Source organism: Paraburkholderia sp. BL6669N2, assembly GCF_003387275.1.
GTDB lineage: Bacteria > Pseudomonadota > Gammaproteobacteria > Burkholderiales > Burkholderiaceae > Paraburkholderia.
This window is the reverse complement of record NZ_QUNA01000002.1, coordinates 213,508-233,889: the sequence shown is the minus strand read 5'-3', so window position 1 is coordinate 233,889 and position 20,382 is coordinate 213,508. Positions and strand designations below refer to the sequence as shown.

General features: G+C 63.7%; 15 protein-coding genes and 3 pseudogenes. 6 read left to right on the top strand and 12 right to left on the bottom strand.

All coding sequences use genetic code 11. From position 1 onward, the window contains the following. Positions 1 to 51: 51 nt before the first annotated feature. Both B0G80_RS23600 and B0G80_RS23595 read right to left on the bottom strand, forming a co-directional pair. Positions 52 to 1,320, bottom strand: coding sequence for an IS256 family transposase (locus B0G80_RS23600; protein WP_220377484.1), 1,269 nt, complete (start codon positions 1,318 to 1,320; stop codon positions 52 to 54). Positions 1,321 to 1,357: 37 nt separating this feature from the next. After that, positions 1,358 to 1,618, bottom strand: a pseudogene (locus B0G80_RS23595) (integrase); the annotation flags it as partial. Between the two features lie 757 nt (positions 1,619 to 2,375). Between B0G80_RS23595 and B0G80_RS47105 the strand changes: the two are divergent. Beyond that, a pseudogene (locus tag B0G80_RS47105) lies at positions 2,376 to 2,569 on the top strand (LysR family transcriptional regulator); the annotation flags it as partial. An 87-nt stretch (positions 2,570 to 2,656) separates the two neighbouring features. On the opposite strand, the gene B0G80_RS23585 reads toward B0G80_RS47105, so the two are convergent. The 8 genes and pseudogenes from B0G80_RS23585 to B0G80_RS23550 form a co-directional block, all read right to left on the bottom strand. Beyond that, the gene (locus B0G80_RS23585; RefSeq protein WP_116123683.1) at positions 2,657 to 5,356 is read right to left on the bottom strand and encodes a CoA-binding protein; all 2,700 of its coding nucleotides are present in this window, start codon (positions 5,354 to 5,356) and stop codon (positions 2,657 to 2,659) included. A 10-nt stretch (positions 5,357 to 5,366) separates the two neighbouring features. After that, a complete protein-coding gene (locus tag B0G80_RS23580; RefSeq protein WP_116120126.1) occupies positions 5,367 to 6,665 on the bottom strand; it encodes an ATP citrate lyase citrate-binding domain-containing protein in 1,299 nt (432 codons plus the stop codon). Positions 6,666 to 6,886: 221 nt separating this feature from the next. After that, positions 6,887 to 7,192 (bottom strand): annotated as a pseudogene (locus B0G80_RS23575) (citrate-proton symporter); the annotation flags it as partial. Positions 7,193 to 7,309: 117 nt separating this feature from the next. After that, positions 7,310 to 8,407: a YncE family protein gene (locus B0G80_RS23570; RefSeq protein ID WP_116120122.1), complete on the bottom strand. Its 1,098-nt coding sequence runs from the start codon at positions 8,405 to 8,407 to the stop codon at positions 7,310 to 7,312. Between the two features lie 98 nt (positions 8,408 to 8,505). After that, the gene (locus B0G80_RS23565; protein ID WP_116120120.1) at positions 8,506 to 9,051 is read right to left on the bottom strand and encodes a hypothetical protein; all 546 of its coding nucleotides are present in this window, start codon (positions 9,049 to 9,051) and stop codon (positions 8,506 to 8,508) included. Between the two features lie 181 nt (positions 9,052 to 9,232). Continuing rightward, the gene (locus B0G80_RS23560) at positions 9,233 to 10,333 is read right to left on the bottom strand and encodes a PstS family phosphate ABC transporter substrate-binding protein (protein WP_116120118.1); all 1,101 of its coding nucleotides are present in this window, start codon (positions 10,331 to 10,333) and stop codon (positions 9,233 to 9,235) included. A gap of 198 nt (positions 10,334 to 10,531) precedes the next feature. Then, a complete protein-coding gene (locus B0G80_RS23555) occupies positions 10,532 to 10,996 on the bottom strand; it encodes a hypothetical protein (RefSeq protein WP_116120116.1) in 465 nt (154 codons plus the stop codon). A 92-nt stretch (positions 10,997 to 11,088) separates the two neighbouring features. Next, positions 11,089 to 12,285 (bottom strand): PstS family phosphate ABC transporter substrate-binding protein, encoded by a 1,197-nt coding sequence (locus tag B0G80_RS23550; RefSeq protein WP_258878999.1) that lies wholly within the window; start codon positions 12,283 to 12,285, stop codon positions 11,089 to 11,091. Positions 12,286 to 12,804: 519 nt separating this feature from the next. Between B0G80_RS23550 and B0G80_RS23545 the strand changes: the two genes are divergently transcribed. The 5 genes from B0G80_RS23545 to B0G80_RS23525 all read left to right on the top strand — a co-directional run bounded on the left by B0G80_RS23545 (position 12,805) and on the right by B0G80_RS23525 (position 18,225). Continuing rightward, positions 12,805 to 14,232 (top strand): substrate-binding domain-containing protein, encoded by a 1,428-nt coding sequence (locus tag B0G80_RS23545; protein ID WP_116120115.1) that lies wholly within the window; start codon positions 12,805 to 12,807, stop codon positions 14,230 to 14,232. Between the two features lie 206 nt (positions 14,233 to 14,438). Next, positions 14,439 to 15,446 carry an ABC transporter substrate-binding protein gene (locus tag B0G80_RS23540; RefSeq protein ID WP_116120113.1) on the top strand — a complete coding sequence of 336 codons (1,008 nt, stop codon included), beginning with the start codon at positions 14,439 to 14,441 and terminating at the stop codon, positions 15,444 to 15,446. 77 nt (positions 15,447 to 15,523) lie between these two features. Continuing rightward, entirely contained in the window at positions 15,524 to 16,345 is an 822-nt protein-coding gene (locus tag B0G80_RS23535) for an ABC transporter ATP-binding protein (RefSeq protein ID WP_408968138.1), read from the top strand. 27 nt (positions 16,346 to 16,372) lie between these two features. Beyond that, a complete protein-coding gene (locus B0G80_RS23530) occupies positions 16,373 to 17,242 on the top strand; it encodes an ABC transporter permease (RefSeq protein ID WP_408968136.1) in 870 nt (289 codons plus the stop codon). Positions 17,243 to 17,424: 182 nt separating this feature from the next. Next, the gene (locus B0G80_RS23525; protein WP_116120110.1) at positions 17,425 to 18,225 is read left to right on the top strand and encodes a hypothetical protein; all 801 of its coding nucleotides are present in this window, start codon (positions 17,425 to 17,427) and stop codon (positions 18,223 to 18,225) included. An 18-nt stretch (positions 18,226 to 18,243) separates the two neighbouring features. On the opposite strand, the gene B0G80_RS23520 is transcribed toward B0G80_RS23525, so the two are convergent. Continuing rightward, entirely contained in the window at positions 18,244 to 19,662 is a 1,419-nt protein-coding gene (locus tag B0G80_RS23520) for an ATP-binding protein (protein WP_116120108.1), read from the bottom strand. After that, positions 19,659 to 20,324 (bottom strand): response regulator transcription factor, encoded by a 666-nt coding sequence (locus tag B0G80_RS23515; RefSeq protein ID WP_116120106.1) that lies wholly within the window; start codon positions 20,322 to 20,324, stop codon positions 19,659 to 19,661. Before B0G80_RS23515 ends, B0G80_RS23520 begins: the two co-directional genes overlap by 4 nt. Positions 20,325 to 20,382: the final 58 nt, after the last annotated feature.

The following is a 20,382-nucleotide window of genomic DNA, read 5'->3' as shown; positions in this document are numbered from 1 at the left end:
TCAGAGAAGGGACGTGTCAGAAATCTTGTGTGCTGAGGCCGGTTAGAAATCTCAGTTGATGGCGCTGGTGAACCGCTCGCCGAACAGAATGGCGAACTGATTGACTGCTTGCCGCCAGGTGATAGGTGGCATCTTCCAGTCCTTTTCGATGTTGCGCAAGGCCAGGTATAGCAATTTGCTGGCGGCTTCGTCGCTGGGGAAGTGACCGCGGTTCTTGACGATCTTGCGAAGCTGCATGTGCATGCTTTCGATCGCGTTTGTCGTGTATATGATTCTGCGTACCTCCGGCGGATAGGCGAAGAACGGAATGACCTGTTCCCATTGGCGCTGCCACATCGCGGCGACCGTTGGGAATTTCTTGCCCCATTCGCTTTGCGAGAAGGCTTGCAGGGCCGCCTCAGCGGCTTCGGCGGTGGCGGCCTGATAGATCGGCTTGAGCGCCGCAGCCAACGGCTTACGGTCCTTCCAGTTCGCCAGATTCAGCGAGTTGCGGATCAGATGCACGATGCAGGTCTGGATCTGGGCGACCGGGTACACCGCTTCGATCGCCTCGGGGAAGCCTCGCAGGCCGTCGACGACGGCGATCAGAATGTCATGCAAGCCGCGGTTCTTCAGTTCGTTGAAGACCTTCAGCCAGAACTTGGCACCTTCGGTTTGCTCGATCCACAAACCCAGCACTTCCTTGCGCCCGTCGGCCCGAATGCCCAGCGCGAGGTACACCGCCTTGTTCCTGACCGTGCCTTCGTCGCGGATCTTCAGTCGAAGTGCGTCGAAATACACGATCGGATACATCGCCTCGAGCGGGCGTTGCTGCCACTGTTCGACTTCGGCCAGCACCTCGTCGGTGACGGTCGAAATCAGATCGGGCGACACCTGTAGGCCATATAGCTCCAGCAAATGGCCCTGAATCTCGCGCACGCTCATGCCGCGCGCGTACATGCTGATGACGTGATCGTCAAAGCCCGGCAGCCGGCGCTGATACTTGCCCACCAACTGCGGCTCGAATGTCGCCTGCCGGTCACGCGGAATGTCCAGATTCAGTTCACCATTGGGCGTGATGACCGTCTTGGGGCTGGTGCCGTTGCGGTGGTTGCCGGACTTGCCTTGCCCGGTCTCGGCTTCCAGATGGTGGCTCAACTCGGCCGCGAGCATGCGCTCAGCCAGCCGTTTCTTGAGCTGGCCGGCCAGACCTGATTCGCCCAGGACCGACTCAGCATCCTTGCCCTGCACCTGGGCAAGCAATTGGTCGATCAACTCATCGGGAAACAGCTTCGGTGCCTTCGGGGTCCTGTTCTTCTTTGTCACGGTTGCTTCGGTCATAGGACGTTATTTCCGTTATCGTCTCATGACCTCGGCACACAGAAAATCTGACAGGCTCCATTATCATCGCGCGCGGCAGTATCTGATTGCCGTGGGTTACGTCGCGGACATGCAGGTTGACGAGGTCGCACCCGCGCAGCTTGCTTTCGATCGCAAGGTTGAATAGCGCTAGATCACGAACCGCGTGCGCGTGCTGGAGGTGAATCCGGATTGCCCAGACGTCTTTCGGCTTCAGCGGCGGCTTCTGACCAACCAACTTGCCTTTGTTCCAGAGCTCCCGGCTTTGATTGCTTCCCATGAGAGACTCCCATTGAGTTGATGGGAGTTACATTGTCTTCCACCATTCTTTTTCGCCATCACCGGTCGGAGCAGTCTCTTTGCCCAAGTCGGCCTTTGCCGTCATTCAGGTACCGGCTCTGGTCAGGCGGCAATACGCCCCTTTCCGGACGTTTGCACCTCGACGGTCGCGTGAACGGTCCACATCGGCCCCTCGCTAGTGCAGCGCTCAGACTAGGTCGATGGCGTGGAACGACACCGTCGCAACGGCAGGATGGAAGGTGCTCGCTCAGAAACTCGGCAAGCACTGATTCGTCGATGCGACAAACGTCCACACGACGGCGATGAATCCATTGCGCAAAATGATCGATGCTGCGTATGTAGGGGGCAAAGCTGTTATTGGCGTAACCGCAGTCCGCCAGGTACTGCACGAACGCATCGACATGAGGCGCCAAGGGCCGCTCGTTGAGCCAGTTGGTGACGCAGCGTTGAGGAAGTCGGACGTTTTTCATGGCGGTCTCCTGAAGTAGGACCACCACTGGACTCCGATGCCGAAACTATGTCTAGAAGATCGCTAACCAGCCCGCCGCCGTCCGCGCTGCACCTACATTACGCGAATCCGCAGCCAACAAACTATACTGAATTCTATACATAGGCGCCGAATACGGACGTTCCCAATTCGGTCCAGCAGCAATTGTCGGCGCTCTCCAACGTCGGTCCGATGGGCGCTTTGGCCTGCACCATGCACAATAGCCGCTGTACTACGCAGAGGATGGCCTGTGGGCGTCAACTTCGACCGGATGATTTGCAGGCGTTTCGAGCCGTCGTATAGTTGGGTGGCTTCCGGAAGGCCGCCGATGCGGTCAACATCTTGTGGTCGGCTCTGAGCCGCCCCATCGACAAGCTCGAGCAGGCAATCCGCGTGCGGCATTTCGAGCGAACGTCGTTTTCGGAACGATCGATGTCCGCTGGTTATTAATGGACGCGGGAGAAAGCCCGCAACTGCCCTAAAGCACAGCAGCCACGTGTTTGCCTTGCCCCGCGCCGGTAAGACTCGCGCTCAGGCCACGAAGCGGCACTGGGACGCGGGCGTGCGCGTGTCCATGTTGCGTCCGCGGTTGAGGTGATCGTCGATTTCCGCCGCGCAGCCGAGCATGCGCGGATAAAGGAAGATCGTGAACGCGGCAGTCTCCAGATCGGACTCGCCGAATTCACCGCGTCGCAGCGGCTGCCACAGCATCTTCAGCAGCAATGCGGCGATCACCGCATCGACATTGACGCAATAGACGTTGCGCGAGACGCCTGCCTCGAACAACGCCTGCACCAGCTCGCGGTAGTACGCATGGAACACGTTGTATTCACCGCGCTTCTCGCTCAGGTCGGCGATGAACACTTCGCGCGGGTCGTGGTTGACCGGTCTGTCCTTGAACACCGGATGATTCACGCCCGGAAGCTTCGCGCTGTCGAGGCTGCCCGCATGCTTCTGCCGCGCCTTGTACTGCGCGTATCGCTCGACGGAGCGCTCGGCGAGCGAGCGCAGGTCCACGCCGTGGCCGGGCTTCGACGGATTGTCCAGCGCTGTTTCCTTGAAAGCATCAATCAGGAACGCGATGCCCTCGTACCCGTTCCCGCCGTGCGTGTAGCCGGTATGCGAGAGAAAGCCGACAAGCGCCTTGTTGAGCTGCACGCGCTCGGGGCCTTCCGGACCGTCGGCGGATACCGCGCCCTTCGCCCCCTGCGCCGAGATCGCACCCGGACCGTTGGTGAGCAGCAGGCCGACGAGCGTTTTGAAGGCGAACAGGTCGTCGGGGCCGGGCTTCAGGCTGAGCAGCGCGGCGAAGCTGATTTCGGTGAGACTGCGCTCGTTCAGCAATTCGTTGGTGGAGAAGCCGCAGAAACCGTCCGGGCCATGCCGGGACGCATCGGCCGATGCACCGATGAGCGTCCCAAATAGCATGCTCCACCAGGGCAGGCTTTCGGCGGTCACGCGCGAGATACGCTTGCGCATGAGCGGGCCCCACGCCAGCGTCGTCGTGATCGCGGCGAGCACCGCGTCGCCGGTCGGGTGAGCGGGCTGCGACGTCAGCCAGCGGACGAACGCCGATTTCGCGCCGCGCGCGGCGAGTCCCGCGAGCATTGCTTCGGCGAGCGGATCGTGAGAGTCGGCGAAGAACTGTTCACAGCCGCTTGCGTCGATGCGTGCGACGTCGAAGGTTTCATTCAGCGCGTCGGCAAGACCAGCGGCCGCAAAACGATCGATCAGCCACCTGGTGACGTCCCGCGCCGCGCGCTGACGTTTCGGCCCGACGATCGACGCCGCAGCCGCGAGAATTGCATTCGGGGCGTTCTCCGCTTCGCGTGCTGCCTGCGCCGCCGCGAGTTCCGGCCTGCCGTGCAGATTGACGAATGCGGCGATCGCCACATCGATGAGTTTTTCGTCATTCTCGCCGCCGAATTCGTGCAGCAGGGCAAGGCCGACGTTCGCTTCGAGCGAACGCGTCGCCGCCTCCAGCATCGACGCGCCGTGCAGGCTGCTCACCTGCGTCTTCGCGTCCATCTGCGACGCGCCCGATGCGTCCTTGAGCGCCTGGCGCGGAGCGATCACGCCGATCTGTCGATTGACCTGATGGACCTGCTCGTTATACGGCGCAACAGCTTCCACGACCGGAATCGCGAGGCCGTCCGGCAGCGTGATGCCCTGATCGGAGCCGAACCACGGCTTGAGTGCGAGACTGCCCTCCGACTCGAAATCGGGCATCGTCGCGTTGGCACGCATCACGGCGCTCAGCGCGGCCGGGATGTGCGCGATGTTCGTCACCACGGCACCCTTCGTCGAGCAGCATGGATCATCCGGCGTGAAGAGGCGCTCGACGCCGAACTTCTGCATGAACCAGCGTTCCTTGGCTTGCGCATCGTCGTTGCCGCCGGCCATCGCGCCGGCGTGGCCGACTGCCCGCGTGAGGCGGCTCTTCCACCGTCCCACGACGCACGCGACGACCGGCTTCGTGAAGACCGCATCGGCCTCGTAGTAGCCACCCGGTTCGCAGTAAAGCACAGCAGCCTTGCTGCGCGCATCGTTGCCGAGCGCGAACGCGAATTCCGGCGCGGCATAGTGGATATAGACGTCCTTGCCGCTCGAGATGACCGTTGACGTGCCCCAGCCACCCATGCGCAGGTACTGCGCAATCGTCGTGCTGAAGCCACCGGAGTTGGAGAAGATCGCGATCGAGCCCTTGCGCAACGAATCGTCAGGATTGTCACCGCCGAGCGCTCCGCCGATCCTCACGCGATTCCACGAATCGGCGACGCCGAGGCCGTTCGCGCCGAAGATGTCGATGCCCGCCTGCTGGCCCATCGCGCGGATTTCGCGGGCGTCGTGGACTGCGATCTTCTCGGTGATGATGAAAATCTTCCGCAACTCGGGATTCACACGAATCAGTTCAGCGACGCCGTCGCGGGCCGCGGACGGCGGCAGATAGACGACGCCGCAGTTGAACCGGTGTCCCGCCTCCAGCCCCTCACGAACGTTGTTGTACACGGGTATATCGCCGGCCGGCGTCGCGAGCACTTGCCCGCCCTTGCCTGGCGCCGTGCCGAATACGACGTTACCGCCCGAGAATGCGTGACTCACGGGCGTCACGTCCGACGACTCACCGCCCAGGATGTTGAGCACGCACACGCGATCCTCGCGCGTGGCGATCTGTGCGAGTGAGTTGACGCCAACGAAATACTTGAACGTATTGCTGCCTTGCTTGTACATGTCGATCTCCTCAGGCATGAGCCGTTCCGGTTTGCCTCGGTGACGCGCCAATCCTTGCTTCGATCTGGGTGCGGCCGCCGGCGCGCATCCAGGCATCCGCCTGGCGTGCGTACTGAATCACTTCGCTGATGTCAGAGTCGAAGCCGAACAGCCGATAAGGCAGGCCCAGCGAATCACAGGTGTCCCTCAGCGCCGACATGCCGCGCACGAGGTTCGGACCTCCACGGCCCAGCACGACATAGAGCGGCGTCGGGCTGTGCTCGCTGAAGTGCTCGCGCAGGGCGTCGGCCATGGCGCGCAGCGTCTCGTAGATGTCCGTGTTATTGGACTTGCCGCCAATGATGAAGAGTACGTTCGCCTGTTCGAGCCAGTGTCTGAAACAGATGCGCGCCACTTCCTTCATCTTCGCGTAAGGCGGATTGCCGCCGAAGTCCGACGAGATGATCGCGGCGTCGCCCAGCATTTCGGTGACGAGCGAGTTGGCGCCGCCGCCGAAGGTCGGGGCGAGGATCGTCCCCTTCTCGTTGATGACATATACGTCGCTCTGGCCCTGATGGGTGCGAAGCTGGTTGATCTCCTGCTCAAAATCCGAGTAATCGGCGGCAAACAGATGAGGCGGCAGGCCAAGACGCGCCCAGCGCGGATCGTCGCGATCGAAGCCGCACTTGAAGTCGCAGGCGACGGGTGTGAGTCGTCCGTTCTTGTCCTCGCGCATGCGGATCGGGTTCAACTCGAGCGTCGTCATGCCGAAGTCGTGAAAGAGTTCCCAGAGTTTCGGCAACTGCTGCACGAGCGGCGAAATGATCTCCTTCGGCGCGCCGATCTCGCTCAGTGCATTCGCTACGACGAACGCCTTCAACCCGGTCAGCGCGTCGAACGGCACCATCGCCACCTGCTTCGGGTCGACTTCCTCGATGTCCATGCCGCCCACGTGCGAAAGCGTCATGGTCGGCGCACGAAAGCGGGTGGAATCCGTGATCGAGAAGTAGACTTCGTGCGTGGCCGGCACACCGGCTTCAAACGTCACGCCATTCGCCTTCGCCTTGATGTGACCGACGGTATGCTCGGCGAAGTAGAGCCGCTCCTTTTCCGCGAGCGCGGTCTTCAGGTCGGTCGCGCGGCCAAGCAAACCTGCCTTGCCCTTCTTGCCGACTCCGCCCTTGAAGACGGGCTTGATGAAGATCTGGCGATGACGGTCGATCAGCGCCTTGACTTCCTCTTCGCTAGCGCTCGGACCGAGGATTTCGCTGGCCGGAAATCCGACGAATTGCAGCAGGCGCGCGCCGTGCAACATACCGGTGATCTGCATGGAAATGTCTCCTGAAGTTTAAGCAATGCACTTCGCCTGCTTACAAGACAGCACGTTGCGGGCGGACAGCGGTGAATTCAGTCGCGATATGCCGGTTCGCCGGGACGCGGCGATCCGCGAGCAAAGGTTGTTGGAACCGAATCATTCGGAGCGGGGCGCATAGGCACTTTTATCCGGCGCTCTGCGGGCCAGACGACGAGATGCGTGCCTTGCGCGACTCGTCAGGCGACGGTCGCCGATCGCTCCGCTGCACCGCCTCGTCGATAGGGCACAAGCGTCGCGACGAGGCCACATACGGCTGCGAAACTCAACCAATATCCGGGCGCCGCCTTGTCGCCGGTCACCTGAATGAGATAGGTCGACACGGCGGGAGTAAATCCACCAAAGACGGCGGTTGCAAGGCTGAAAGCGAGCGAGAAACCAGCGACGCGCACGTTGACCGGCATGACTTCAGTCAGGGCCGCGACCATCGCGCCGTTATACATCCCGAAAAAGAACGACAACCACAGCAGCACCGAGAGCATCCGCACAGTGTCCAAGTGCGTTTCTCAGGTCCGTGCAGCGCCAAGAAACGGTCAGCTACGCGATAATGGTTTCACCCGCGTATGTGGAGCTCTGGGATTTAGACGAGCTGTGGCAAGCACTTACTTTCCGGCAGGCGTATTAACGCCAGTGCCCGGCAACACATCGAAGCGAAGCAGCGTTCCGCCAGCGCCTGATTCGCCAGGCGAGACCGCGACATACAGGCGGTGGCGCGCAGGCACCAGAAGCGCCGTCTTGGCGCCCTTGGCCGTCGGCACGCGTGCGATTTCCTCGTAATGGCCGGGATCCTTCTGCTGGATCACGCCAAGATAGTCGTCGCCGGCCATGTAGATGCGTTGGTTGACTTCGTCGAAGATCACTTCGTTCGTGCGCTGAGGCGCGTCGAACGTCGCGATCGTGTTGCCGTTCGCGGCATTGAGCACAAGCAGCTTGAACGGCTTGCGCGTGCCGACAAACAGGCGTCGATGCGTCTCGTCGAATGCCATCGGCGCATTCAGCTCCGCGCCATGGATAGGCCAGTTCGCAATCACCTGGCGCGTCGCCTTGTCGACGACGGCGAGCGTGCTCTTGCCCGTCACGTTGACGAAGAGATGGTGGCCGCGCTGCTCGGCCGCCATCGCTTCGGTAAAGTCGGTGTCGAAATTCATGTCGCCGACGTGGCTGCCCGTGCGCGGATCGACCTCCGAGACGATCGTCTGCGTCATCTTCGGCTCGGCGTTTTTACCGCCCGTGACAATGTACATGTGACGGCGCGACGGGTCGTAGCGCATCGAGTCCGCACCGACGGTGAGCTGGATCGAACCGATGACGCGATAGCTCGTTCCGTCGACGATGCGCGTCATGCCGGCGCCGCTGTCGGTGACGATTAGACGGTTCAGGTCCGGCAGGTACAAGATGGCGTGGGGCTGGTCGAAACCCTTGACCGTGCGCAGATGCTTGCCGCTGCCGAGATCGAATACTTCGAGCGTGGCGCCGTCTTCGCCGGCGAGGAACAGCCTCCCGCCGTCAACGTCGGCGGCGAAGTGGTCGAAATCGCCTTTGTAGTCCGGCAACGCCGTGCTGCCGATCAGCCGCAGAGGTGCGCCCGCCGGGCTGGCTGCATCGACCGAGGGCGCCGCCGCGTAGGCAGTGTGCGGCAGCGTCGCGCACAGGGCCGCGAGCGCCGTCAGAGATACGATCGCGGAAATTCGCAAACGCATGGTCAGACTCCTGAATGGGGATGGCTCGTTGAATACAGCCTCGTCCCCGGCGCGCCGGGGACGATGCATTGCAAGCGCACGGCGGGCCGTGCGCGCGACTACTTCGCGGGCTCGAACAATGCTGCGTAGCTCGGGATCTGCTTCTGCAGCGCGTCACGCAGGCCCGTCGATGCGAGGAAGAAGGCGGTCTCGCCTTTTGCATTGGCGCCGTCGTTCTTGTACGCGAGCACGATCTCGCCGACGTTCTGGCCGCTGGCGTCGCGCAGCGGCAGCATCATCACGAACTTCTTGACCGTGTCATTGGGACGATGCCAGCGCGGGTCGACGATCGTGATGCCCTTCTTCGAGATGTCGATGTCGTCCGGATCGTCGGCATTGCCGATGCGCTCGAGGTACGAACCGGCGAACATCGTGTAGGCATCCTGCATACCCGGAGGAACGCCGTGCAAAGTCACGCTGAGTAACTCGGGATGCTGTTGCATGATTTGCTCGGACAGTTTCTGAGCAAAGATCTTCGCGCTCGGCGGCGTCCAGTTCCTGGCGTGCGGTTCGGGCGCGGCGACGGCGGTGTCAACCGCATACAGCGCGGAAGCCGACAGGAGGCCGAGCGTCGCGGTGAGCAGGGTCTTGGTCAGGATCTTCATGTCTCTCCTCTCTTTGCCCGATGGGCGTCATGGAAGCAGCTGCGAGTCGAGTGTAGGCTCGCCACCTTGAACGAGCGTTAACGCGATCTGAACGCAAATTCAGCCTGAAATGGGGAGGCCGTCGCAACGACCGTCGCCGTCACGGCGACTGGTGCCGGTTGCGCGTTCGCGCGGCGCATGGTCACTCCGCCTGATCGAGCTTCGCCAGCTCTTCCTTGGCGACGGCCGGTGTCAACGGGATATAGACGCCTTCTTTCGCGACCACGTCCTGTCCGTCGCGGCTCAACACCAGTTTCAGGAATTCCTTGATCTTCGGCTGCAGCGGCTCGCCGGGCTTCTTGTTGACGAAGATGTACACATAGCGCGAGAGCGGATACTTGTGCGTGTACACGTTCTGCAGTGTCGGCGCGAGGAAGGGTCCGCCTTCGCTGGCTGCCAGCGGCACGACCTTCACGTTCGGCGTGACGTTGGCCAGCAGTGCGTACGTGAGCCCGCCCGGGTGCGTCGCCATGTCCTCGGCGGCCACCGTGAACGCATGCGTGAAGCCCTTGCCCTTGACGAACTGGATGTTGTCCTTGTATTCGCCGCCTTCCAGCACGTTCAGCTTCAGGAAGTATTCGATCCCGTTGACCGGCTTCAGGCCGTAAAGGTGAATCGGCCGGTCGGCCCACTCGCCGCCGAGCCCCACGTCGCCCCACGTGGTGATCCCGGCGTGGCCGCGATTGCGCGTCTTCGAATAGATCGCGTCGAGCTGGGCCAGCGTCAATCCCTTGATCGGATTGTCCTTGTCGACCAGCACGACCGACGTCGCCGTCTTGCCGAGCGACCCGACACTGCCTGTCGCGACGCGAATGGCGAGCGGCTTGTAGCCGAACTTGTCGACGAAGGCTTGCTCCTCGGCCGGCAGCAATTCGCGCCCGACCGGCGCCAGGTCCGCCGTGCCGTTGGTCAGAGCCGGGCCGCCGGCACCGGACGCCTTGGCTTCCATGGTGACGCTCAGGCGCGGATAGGCCTTGCGATACATCTTGATCCACCCCAGCGTGATTTCATCCATTACGTCAGCGCCGACGAGACGCAGGTCTTCCTCGGGCACGGACTGGACTTCGCCCGGATGCCAGATCGGTATCGACGGGTCGACCTTGAGATGATGCTCGACGGCCGCGTACTTCAGAGCGAATGCCGGCGGCGACGTCAGCGCGCCCAGCGCCGCGATGCCGATCACTGCCGCGGCCGATGCCGCCGCAGACCTGCGCAACCCGCCAACCCTCTGCGTCTGTTTCATGTGCGTCTCCTGATTGAAGATGTACTCGTGAGTTCGCCCTCGGCGGGACGATTCGTTGCGTGCTGCGTATCGGGATGGGTCGGCCCGGCCGACGCGCATCGTGCATCGGCGATGCTTTCGCCTTGCCACGATGGTGGGCCATGAAGCTGAACCCGGCCTGAAGGTATCCTTAACAGATTTTCAGAAAGACGACGCCAGTCAGTGCGTGGGTTGAAACAGCGCCGCGAGCGATGGCGTGCTTCCGGCCAGCTCGTCGCGCACCTGCTCGGCCCGGCGCACGATCATGTTGCGATCGACGCCCGGCGCGTAGCGGAATGTCGAGCCGATAACGCCGATCGTCTTGCCGTTGGCGTCGCGCATCGGCAGCTCGACCGACAGATCGCCGGTTTTCGTCACCTCGACGCGGGGCTGGCCGCTGTCGAGCACGGCCAGGTCGTCGGCATCGGCGGACTTGCCGATACGGCCGATGTTTGACGCGATGATGACGTTGTCGATTCCCGTCGGCGGGGTGACGTGCAGCGCGAGGATCGTCAGCTCGGGATGCGCGGCCAGCGTGGTATCGACGAGTTGCTGCGCGTAGGGCGCGGTGGTTGTGGCGGCGTATGCCGACACGGCCGAGGCGAGCAAAAGCGCCGCCGTGGCGACGCGGATGGGTCGGTGCATGTGGACACTCCTGGAATCGGCGCCGCCCGGCGGGAATGCGCGGGACCGGCACGCGGCGCCGGGTTGGCGAGCGGGAGACGAGCGGCGCGCGGTCAGTTGGCGAGCATCGCGCGCGAGCTATCCGCTTGCTGCGCGCGCAGCGGCACGTACATCGCGTGATCGATCACGGCTTGCTGGCCCTGCTTGCTCAGCACGTAGCGGAGGAACTCGGCGATGGCCGGATCGAGCGGCTTGCCGGGCGCCTTGTTGGTGTTGAAATAGATCAGCCGGCTCAGCGGATAGGTCGCCAGCGCGACGTTCTCGTACGTCGGCGCGACGTACGGACCGTTGTCCGATGCGGCAAGCGGCAGCATTTTCACGGGCGCGTCGATATAGGCGATGCCCGAGAATCCGATGCCGTAGCGATCGTCGGCCACGTTTTTCGCGAGCGGGAACACGAGCTTGTCGTAATGGATGTCGTCGCGCCACTCGCCGCGTTGGCCGTTGGCGCTCAGCACGCGTTGCCGGATGAACTCCTCGAACCCGTTCCACGGCTTGATCGCGTAGACGTGCACCGGCTTGTCCGCCCATTCCCCGGTGAGACCGAGGTCGCCCCAGGTCTTGATCGGCTTGCCGCCGCGCAGGTGCGTGCGCGAGTAGAGCGCGTCGATCTGGTCGTAGCTGAGCTTTTCCAGCGGGTTGTCCTTGTTGACGAAGAAGCCGATCGTGTCCAGGAAGCCGAAATGCCGGTACGAGCCCCCGGAAATCGGCACGCTGAGCGGGCCGTAGCCGAACTTCGCCTTGAAGTCGGTGACGTCGTCCGGCTTGAGCTCGCGCGAGACGAACACGAAGTCGAGCTTCTCCTTGACCAGCTCCTTCGCGCCGAGGCTGCCCGCGTACGGTGGGGAAATGCGGATGTCGACGTTCGGGTAATACTGCCTGAAGCCTTCGATCCAGCGGTTGACGAGCGACGGCAGCACGTCGGAAGCCGCGCCCCTGAACGTGCCGGCGAGCTTGAGGTCGGTGCGGGGCTGGTAGTCGGGCAGGGCCGAGTCGAGGCGCGGCTGCAGGACTTCCGGCTCGGCCAGCGCGCGTCCGACCTTCATCCCATCATCGGCTTGTTCCTTGGTTTGCGGTGCCACCGTCTTGAGCGCGGGCACAACCCACTCGACCATCGGCGTGGATGGGGTGTCGGCGCCCGCGGCGCCCACCGCCCAGACCGACGCCGCGGCAGTGGCAATGATCAGGCGAGCCGAACGGCGGCGCGGTATGCGCCGGTTCGTCCCGCAACGGGGTTGGATTCGATTCACGAGATGTCTCCTCCTTTGTTCAAAGCGTGCGTGATTCCACTGCCGCTCCATTTTGAGGCAGGCGGCGCGAAAGTTGAAACGCGGTGATCGTGCCGGCCTGCGCGAGATGCGGCGAACGGTGCAGCGCCCGTGCCATGCGTCCAACGATAGTGTCGCCGGATGAACGCAATCTGAAGACATTGTGAAAATCCGTTCATGGAACGCCTTTGCCGAGCATGAACGAATTTTCAGCATCGATTCAGGTTGGCTTCAGCGTGCCGCCGTACCGTCGGGGCAGCTTCTGCGGGCGCGATGGCGGGCCGGCGTTCCTGACCGGAAGCCGGGCCGCTGCGCGCCATTCTCCACATCCGGCAGGAGGCCCCCGTGCCTGTTTTCGATTCTCCATTGCGGCGCGCATCGTCATCGATGCCGCCCCTGTCATGCTCGTCCCGGCCATTGCGCTCGCAGGGTGCACGCGCGCCCGCGGCGCGCCCTCGTCGTACCGGAGCCGGCCTCCTGCTTGCGGCCTGTCTGGCACTCATGCCGCCGTGCATTGCGCAGGCGGCCGATACCGTTGCAGGCTTGCCGGCCTATCGATCGTTCCCCAACCTGAGCGGAACGCTCAGCAGCGTCGGGGACGACGCGATGGGGCCGCTGCTCGACGCGTGGCTGGCCGCCTTCGAGCAACGCCAGCCGGGGATCCATCGCGGGCCGCATTGGCGGCACGCCGGCAGTGTGACCGCATTCGGCGCGCTTATGTTCGGCGATGCCGATATCGCACCGCTCGCGCGCGAGCCGTTACAGACGGAGCTGCAGCCGTACGCGCACCAGTTCGCAGGCGACATGATGAAGTCGCCGCTGTTCGTTCGCGTCGCGAGCCTCGACGGGCAGGCGGCCTATCTCGCCGTGAACCGGCGTCCCGGCGCGCCGCTGCCGCCCAAGGTCAAGGCGTTCGTGGCGTTTGCGCTGAGCGACGAGGGTCAGGCGATTGTCGCCGCGCAGAAACGCTTTGCACCACTCACCGCCGCGCAGGCCGCGCGTGAACGCGCGAAGCTCGACGGCTTCCTGCCGCCGCTTGACGCGCAACTGGCCGTCTATCGTCCCGTGGCCGGCCTGCACGGCGAGGTCGACAGCGTCGGCAGCGACGGGATGAAGTCGCTGATGGACACGTGGATCGACGGCTTCACGCACGTACAGCCCGCCGTGCGCAAGGGCGATCGATGGGAACACCTCGGCACGTTGAACGGGTTTCACGCGCTGCTCGCGGGCGACACCGCGATGGCGCCGATGGGCCGCGAACTCTGGCCGGACGAGCGGGCTGCCTGTACGCAGATCCGTCACGCGGCGCCGCTCGAAATCCGCGTCGCGCGCGGCGGTTTCAACACGCCGCAACGGACCACGGCCCAGGCGATCTTCGTGCATCCGGACAATCCGCTCAACGGCGTCACGCTGGCGCAGTTAGCGTCGATCCTGCGGCAGAACCCGGGTATCACGCGGTGGGGCCAGCTTGGCCTGACCGGCGAGTGGGCCGACCGTCCGATCACGATCTACATCCCGCCGCACGTCGCGCCGAACGCGATGTCGATGCAGGTCATGGTGCTGGCAGGCGGAGCATGGAACAGCGCCGTCCACGAGGGATCGATCGACGACACTGCGCGCGCGATCGCTGGGAATCCGGGCGCGATCGGCTTTGGCGGACTCGAGGAAGGCGGCCCCGGACTCAAGACGCTGGCGGTGGCGCGCCGGGACGGCGAGCCGTTCTATGCGCTCGATGCCGAGAACGCGGCGAGCGGCAAGTATCCACTCACACGCTACATGTACATCCGCCTGAACCGTCCGCTGACGCCGCCGGTGAAAGCGTTCCTGCGCTACATCCTGAGCCGCGACGGCCAGGAACCGGTGCGTTACTCAGCATACTTCCCGCTGAGCGCGCGGGAGGCGCGCGAAGAGTCGGCGAAGCTCAGGTAGGGGTCGCGCGGATCCGTCCCGGCGCATGCCGCGTGCGGCGCCGGCGGTCCCTGAATAGGCGTTCATTTTCCGTTCAGCCTGACTTTAAGGTTGCCCCGTATAACTCAAACCGTTCCGTGAGCCCACCCGTCCCTGATCCGGGACGTGACGCGAACGCCATGTGGAAAACGGCACGCCATACCTATCGAAACCGGAGGAGACATCCCATGAAACACACTGTCCTGCGCATCGCCGCTGGCGCGCTGATGCTCGGCACCCTGGTTCCTGCCGCGCATACCGCCGAGAAACTCACCCTGATGGTCGGCGGCATGGAAAAGCAGATCTATCTGCCGGCCAAGCTCGCCGAGCGGCTCGGCTATTTCAAGGAGCAGGGCCTCGACGTCGAACTCATCAACGAGGCAGCGGGCGTCGATGCCGAGAACGAGCTGGTCGCCGGCACGGTGCAAGGGGTCGTCGGCTTCTACGACCACACGATCGACCTGCAGTCGAAAGGCAAGTACATCGAATCCGTCGTGCAGTTCAGCCACACGCCTGGCGAAGTCGAATTGATCTCGTCGAAGCTCGCCGGCAAGGTCAAGTCGCCCGCCGACTTCCGCGGCTTGACGCTTGGCGTGACCGGGCTTGGCTCGTCGACCAACTTCCTAACCCAATACCTCGGCGTGTCGCACGGCGTGAAGACGTCGGAGATGACGGCGCTGCCGGTTGGCGCGGGCAGCACGTTCATCGCCGCGCTCAAGCAGGGCAAGATCGACGGCGGCATGACCACCGAACCGACGGTCTCGCGCCTCGTCAACACCGGTGACGCGCAGGTCCTGGTCGATCTGCGCTCGCCCGAGAGCACGCAGAAGTGGCTCGGCGGCCTGTACCCGGCGGCCAGTCTGTACATGCAGAACGACTGGGTACAGTCGCACAAGGCGACGGTGCAGAAACTCGCGAACGCGTTCGTCAAGACGCTGCGGTACATCAATACGCACAGCGCGGAGGAGATTACCGCCCAGATGCCCGCCGACTACTACGCTGGGGACCGCGCGTCATACATGAAGGCGCTGGCCAACGGCAAGGTGTCGTTCATCGCCGACGGCCGCATGCCGGAATCGGGGCCGCCCACCGTGCTCAAGGTGCTCGGGTCGTTTGATAGAGCTGTGATGGGGCACAAGATCGACCTGTCGAAGACTTTCACGACCGAGTTCGTCAACGCCGCGCAGGTCAAGTAGCCGCGCCTGCGTGACGGCCCGGCAGCGAGCCGTCGCGGGCGTTTCGTCGAATCCAATCTCCTAAAGGTGGCAATCCAATGACAGCCTCCCAGGCAACCATGCCGTATCCCGCCGCTGCGTCGAACGACGTTCCTGCGATTGAACTCGATCGTGTCAGCCGCCGCTTCGTCAGCCCGGAGGGTAAAGCGATCATGGCGCTGCAGAACTTCAGCATGTGCGTTGCGAAGGGCGAGTTCTGCGCCGTCGTCGGCCCGACCGGCTGCGGCAAGTCCACTACGCTCAGTCTGATCACTGGCCTTGCCGCGCCGAGCGCCGGCGCGGTCAGGATCTGGGGCAAGCCGGTCACCGGCATCGATCCTCGCATCGGCTTCGTGTTCCAGTCCGACGCGGTGTTCCCATGGAAGAGCGTGCTGGATAACATCGCGGCCGGTCCGCTGTACCGCGGCGAGAACAAGGGGCAGGCCTACGAGCGCGCGATGGAATGGATTCGCCGCGTCGGTCTGGTTCGTTTCGAACGCCACTATCCGCACCAGCTCTCCGGCGGCATGCGCAAGCGCGTGGCGCTGGCTCAGACCTTCATCAATGAACCTGAGATTCTGCTGATGGACGAGCCGTTCTCGGCGCTCGACGTCCAGACACGCATGCTGATGCAGGACGAGTTGCTGCATCTGTGGAGCGTGAATGGCGCATCGGTGGTGTTCGTCACGCACGACATCGAGGAGGCCATCGCGCTCGCGGACAAGGTGTTCGTGCTGACGTCCGGACCGGCGACCGTCAAGACGTCGTACGAAATCGACCTGCCGCGCCCGCGTGATGTCGCGGAAGCGCGCTATTCCCCCCGCTTTATCGAACTGTCGCGGCAGATCTGGAACGATCTTCGCGACGAGGTCCACATCTGAGCGCCTGACGGCGCGCTAAGGAAAAACATGAATATCCCGATGACAGGAGCCGCATCGAACGAGATCGAACTGCGGCAGGTGGAAGTGCGGGCCCAGGCAAGCATACGTCGGCGCCAGACGCTGGTGTATGTGCTGCGGCTCGCGGTGCTGGTCGTCACGCTGGGCGGATGGGAACTCGCCGGGCGCGTGGGCTGGATCGATCCTTTCTTCTTCTCGACGCCTTCGCTGATCGCCGTGCAGATCTGGCAGTGGCTCACCGAGGGAACCTCGCAAGGCCCGCTCTGGGTGCAAGTGCTGGTGACGCTGGAGGAAACCGGGCTCGGCTTCCTGATCGGCAGCGTGGCAGGCGTGTTCGCCGGGATCGTACTGGGCCGCAACAAACTGCTCGCCGACGTTTTCAGCCTCTACATCAAGATCGCGAACTCGATCCCGCGCGTGGTGCTCGGCTCGGTGTTCATCATCGCGCTGGGGCTCGGCATGGCGTCCAAGGTCGCGCTGGCCTTCGTCATGGTGTTCTTCGTGGTGTTCTCGAACGCATTCCAGGGCGTGCGCGAAGCGGACCGGAATCTCATCGCCAATGCCCATATCCTCGGCGCGACAAAGCAGCAGGTGACCTACACGGTCGTCCTGCCAGCCGCGATGAGCTGGATTCTCGCGAGCCTGCACGTGAGCTTCGGCTTCGCGCTGGTGGGCGCCGTGGTCGGTGAATTTCTCGGCTCGAAGCAAGGGATCGGGCTGCTGATCTCGACCGCGCAGGGCGCGTTCAACGCGGCCGGCGTGTTCGCCGCGATGATCGTGCTCGCCGTCGTCGCGCTGGGTGCGGAGTTCGTGCTCACGCAGCTCGAGAACAAGCTCCTGAAATGGCGCCCGCCGCAGTTCTCCGACGCGGGCCACTGATCCCCGCGCGCCGCGCCGGTCCGCGTGTCTGACGGACCGGCGCGGCATCCGCAGTTCGCGCCGGCCGGCCACGCGTCGCCGCGCATCTGCCCGCCCCAACCGTCCTGACCCATCCCGCTCGTGCCTCACGCCGGGCGCTCACACGCAGCGCCGGCCACCCTTCGATCAGGAGAATCGGCCTCATGTCGTCCACCCGTCATCCGGAGTCGGCCGCGTACCGCGCCCCGCCTCATGCGCGATTCGTCAAGGCGGCGCTCGCCTTCGGCGCATGCCTGGTTTGCCATGGCGCGCTTGCCGGCCCGCCGTTCGTGACCGACGATCCGGAACCCGTCGAACGGGGGCATTTCGAAATCGATGCCGCCGCGTCGGGCACCGTGCGCGCCGGCAGTCACAGCGGCACGTTGCCGGGCCTCGAGATCAACTACGGATTGGTGGAGAACCTGCAGCTTAACGCGACGGTCGGCATGGCGTTCATGCACGAAACCGGAGATCGCACCCATTACGGATTCGGTGATACCGAGCTGGGCGCGAAGTACCGCTTCATCACCGAGGACGAGGCGGGCTGGCGTCCGCAGGTCGCGTTCGCGCCCAGCGTCACACTGGCGTCCGGCAACGACCACCTGGGCCTCGGTGACGGCCACGCGCACGTGCTGCTACCGCTGTGGACGCAGAAGACGATCGGTAACTGGACGACGTTCGGCGGTGGTGGATACGTCGTCAACCGCCATGCGGGACAGAAGGGTTACTGGACCGGCGGTTGGGCCGTCCTGCGCAAGTTCGGCGAACGACTTCAGCTTGGCGGTGAGGTCTTCTACACCGGGGCGGCGACCAAGGACGATCCGTCGGCGATTGGCTTCAACCTCGGCGGCACCTACGGGCTGACGGAGCACGACCGCATCCTGTTCTCCGTCGGGCGCGGCCTCACTCACGTGAGCGACACTAATCGCTTCTCCTATTACGTCGGTTATCAGCTCGACTTGTGACGCGCGCCCGCTGTATGCTCAGGCGGCGTCGGTGGAATGGAGCGGCGCTTTGAAGGGGGTATTGCCGGCGGTGTCGGACGGCGTGACGGCGGCAATCTCGAAGACCATCGACAACCCGCGGCCGTCCGGCCCGGCCTCCGCGAAGATGTGGCCGCCGTGCAGCTCGACGATACTGCGGCAGATGGCGAGGCCCAGGCCGCTGCCCTTGTCTTCGTCGCCCGGACGATGGATGCGCACGAAGCGTTCGAAGATGCGCTCGCGCTGTTCGGCGGCTACGCCGGGACCCTCGTCCTCCACGCGGACTTGCCAGCATTGGTTCACCAGCGTGGAACGCAAGGTGACGCGGCTCCCCGGAGACGAGGCCGCCAGTGCGTTGCTGAGCAGGTTCAGGAGCACCTGGCGGATCCATTTCGACTCGATTGCGGCCTGTCCGCTGCCGTGATGGGTCAGGAAGAAGCGCTGCTGCCGGTGTTCGGCGAGTACGTGGGCGTCCTGCGCGAAGTTCTGCAGGAACGGTTCCGGGTCCTGCGGCCTCAGGTGGAGCGAAATCGCGCGTGCATCGGCGCGCGACAGGAACAGCAGGTCCTCGATGATGCGGTTGAGGTGCGCGAGTTCCTTGATCTGAATTTGCACCGCCTGTTCCTGCGCTGGCGTCAACTGACCGTCGACGACCAGTTTCTCGGCTTGCAGGCGCACCAGCGTCAGGGGCGTCTTGAGTTCGTGGGAGGCCTCAGCTGTAAACCGCCGGATCTGGTCGAACGACGCTTCGAGACGGTCGAACATCTGGTTGAGCAGGCGCGCCAGATCCGAAATCTCGTCGCGCGCGCCTGACAACGGAATGCGCTCGCTCAGATTGTCCGAGCGGATGTGGTCGGCCGTGTCCTGGATCAGCCGCAGGGGCCGCAGCGCCATTCGGCTGAAGCCGTAGCCGATCACGCTGCTGATCGCGATCATGACGATCAGCAATCCGTAGAAAGCATGTTCATAGGCGGTCATTACCACGCGTACGTGTTCTTTCGTCGTTGCCACCACGACCGTGTACGGTCCGAGCGCGAACTTGCCCGCGCGCAGTTCACCCAGTCCTTCAACATTCGCATTGAACGCCTGGTCGCGAGGCGACGGAGCGATATCGCGACCGTGAAGGCCAGGGGAGCGAAACACCACCGTCCCAGCCGTCCCGTAAATCTCGGTGAAGAACAGTTCGAGCTTGTCGGACATCATCGCCTGAACACGCTGGCGCAACTCCGCCTCCGACAGCTTCGTACCGAGTGCGGTCTGGCTGGCGCGAATCTGTTCGAACTCAGATTGGTTGAGCAGATCCAGCGCGTGGATCGCGTGATGTTCGATGAAGTATCGTCCGGCAAGAAACAGCGACGCGAACGTGACAGTCGAAGCGAGTACGTAGCAGATGGCGAGCCGCGCGCCGATGGATTTCATAGCAGCTGGTAACCGACGCCGCGCACCGTCTTGAACAGCGGCTTGCCGAGCGGCGCCTCGAACTTGCCGCGCAGCCGGCTCATGTAAACATCGAGCAGGTTGGTGTCGACGTCGTAATGGGATTCCCAGATCTTCTCCGCGATCAGCGTCCGGGTCAGGATGCGGCCGGGATTCTGCAGGAAGACTTCCAGTAACGCGAACTCGCGGCTGGTGAGATCGATCGGCTTGCCGTTCAGATGGACGGTGTGGCTCAGCAGGTCAAGCTTGATGCCCTCATGCTGAAGCACGGTTTCCTTGACGGACGATTGGCGGCGAAGCAGCGAGCGCATGCGCGCGAGCAGTTCTTCCAGGCTGAACGGCTTGGGCAGGTAGTCATCGGCGCCGACGTCGAGCCCCTTGACGCGATCCTCGACGGCGTCGCGCGCGCTGAGGATCAACACCGGCTCATTGAATCCGGCCGCGCGCCATTCGCGAAGCAGCTCCAGTCCATCACCGTCGGGCAAGCCGAGATCGAGCACGATGACGTCATAGCTCGACTCGCACAGCGCTTCGCGCGCCTCGGCGCAACTTTCAACCCACGTCACCGTATACGCGCGTTCGCTCAGCGCCTGCTTGAGGTACAGGCCGAGCTTGCGCTGGTCTTCGAGGATAAGGATCTTCATGATGGAACCGCCTGCTGGGGTGGTCTCAGGCTAGCGCAGGCGGATGTCCGTGACAAGC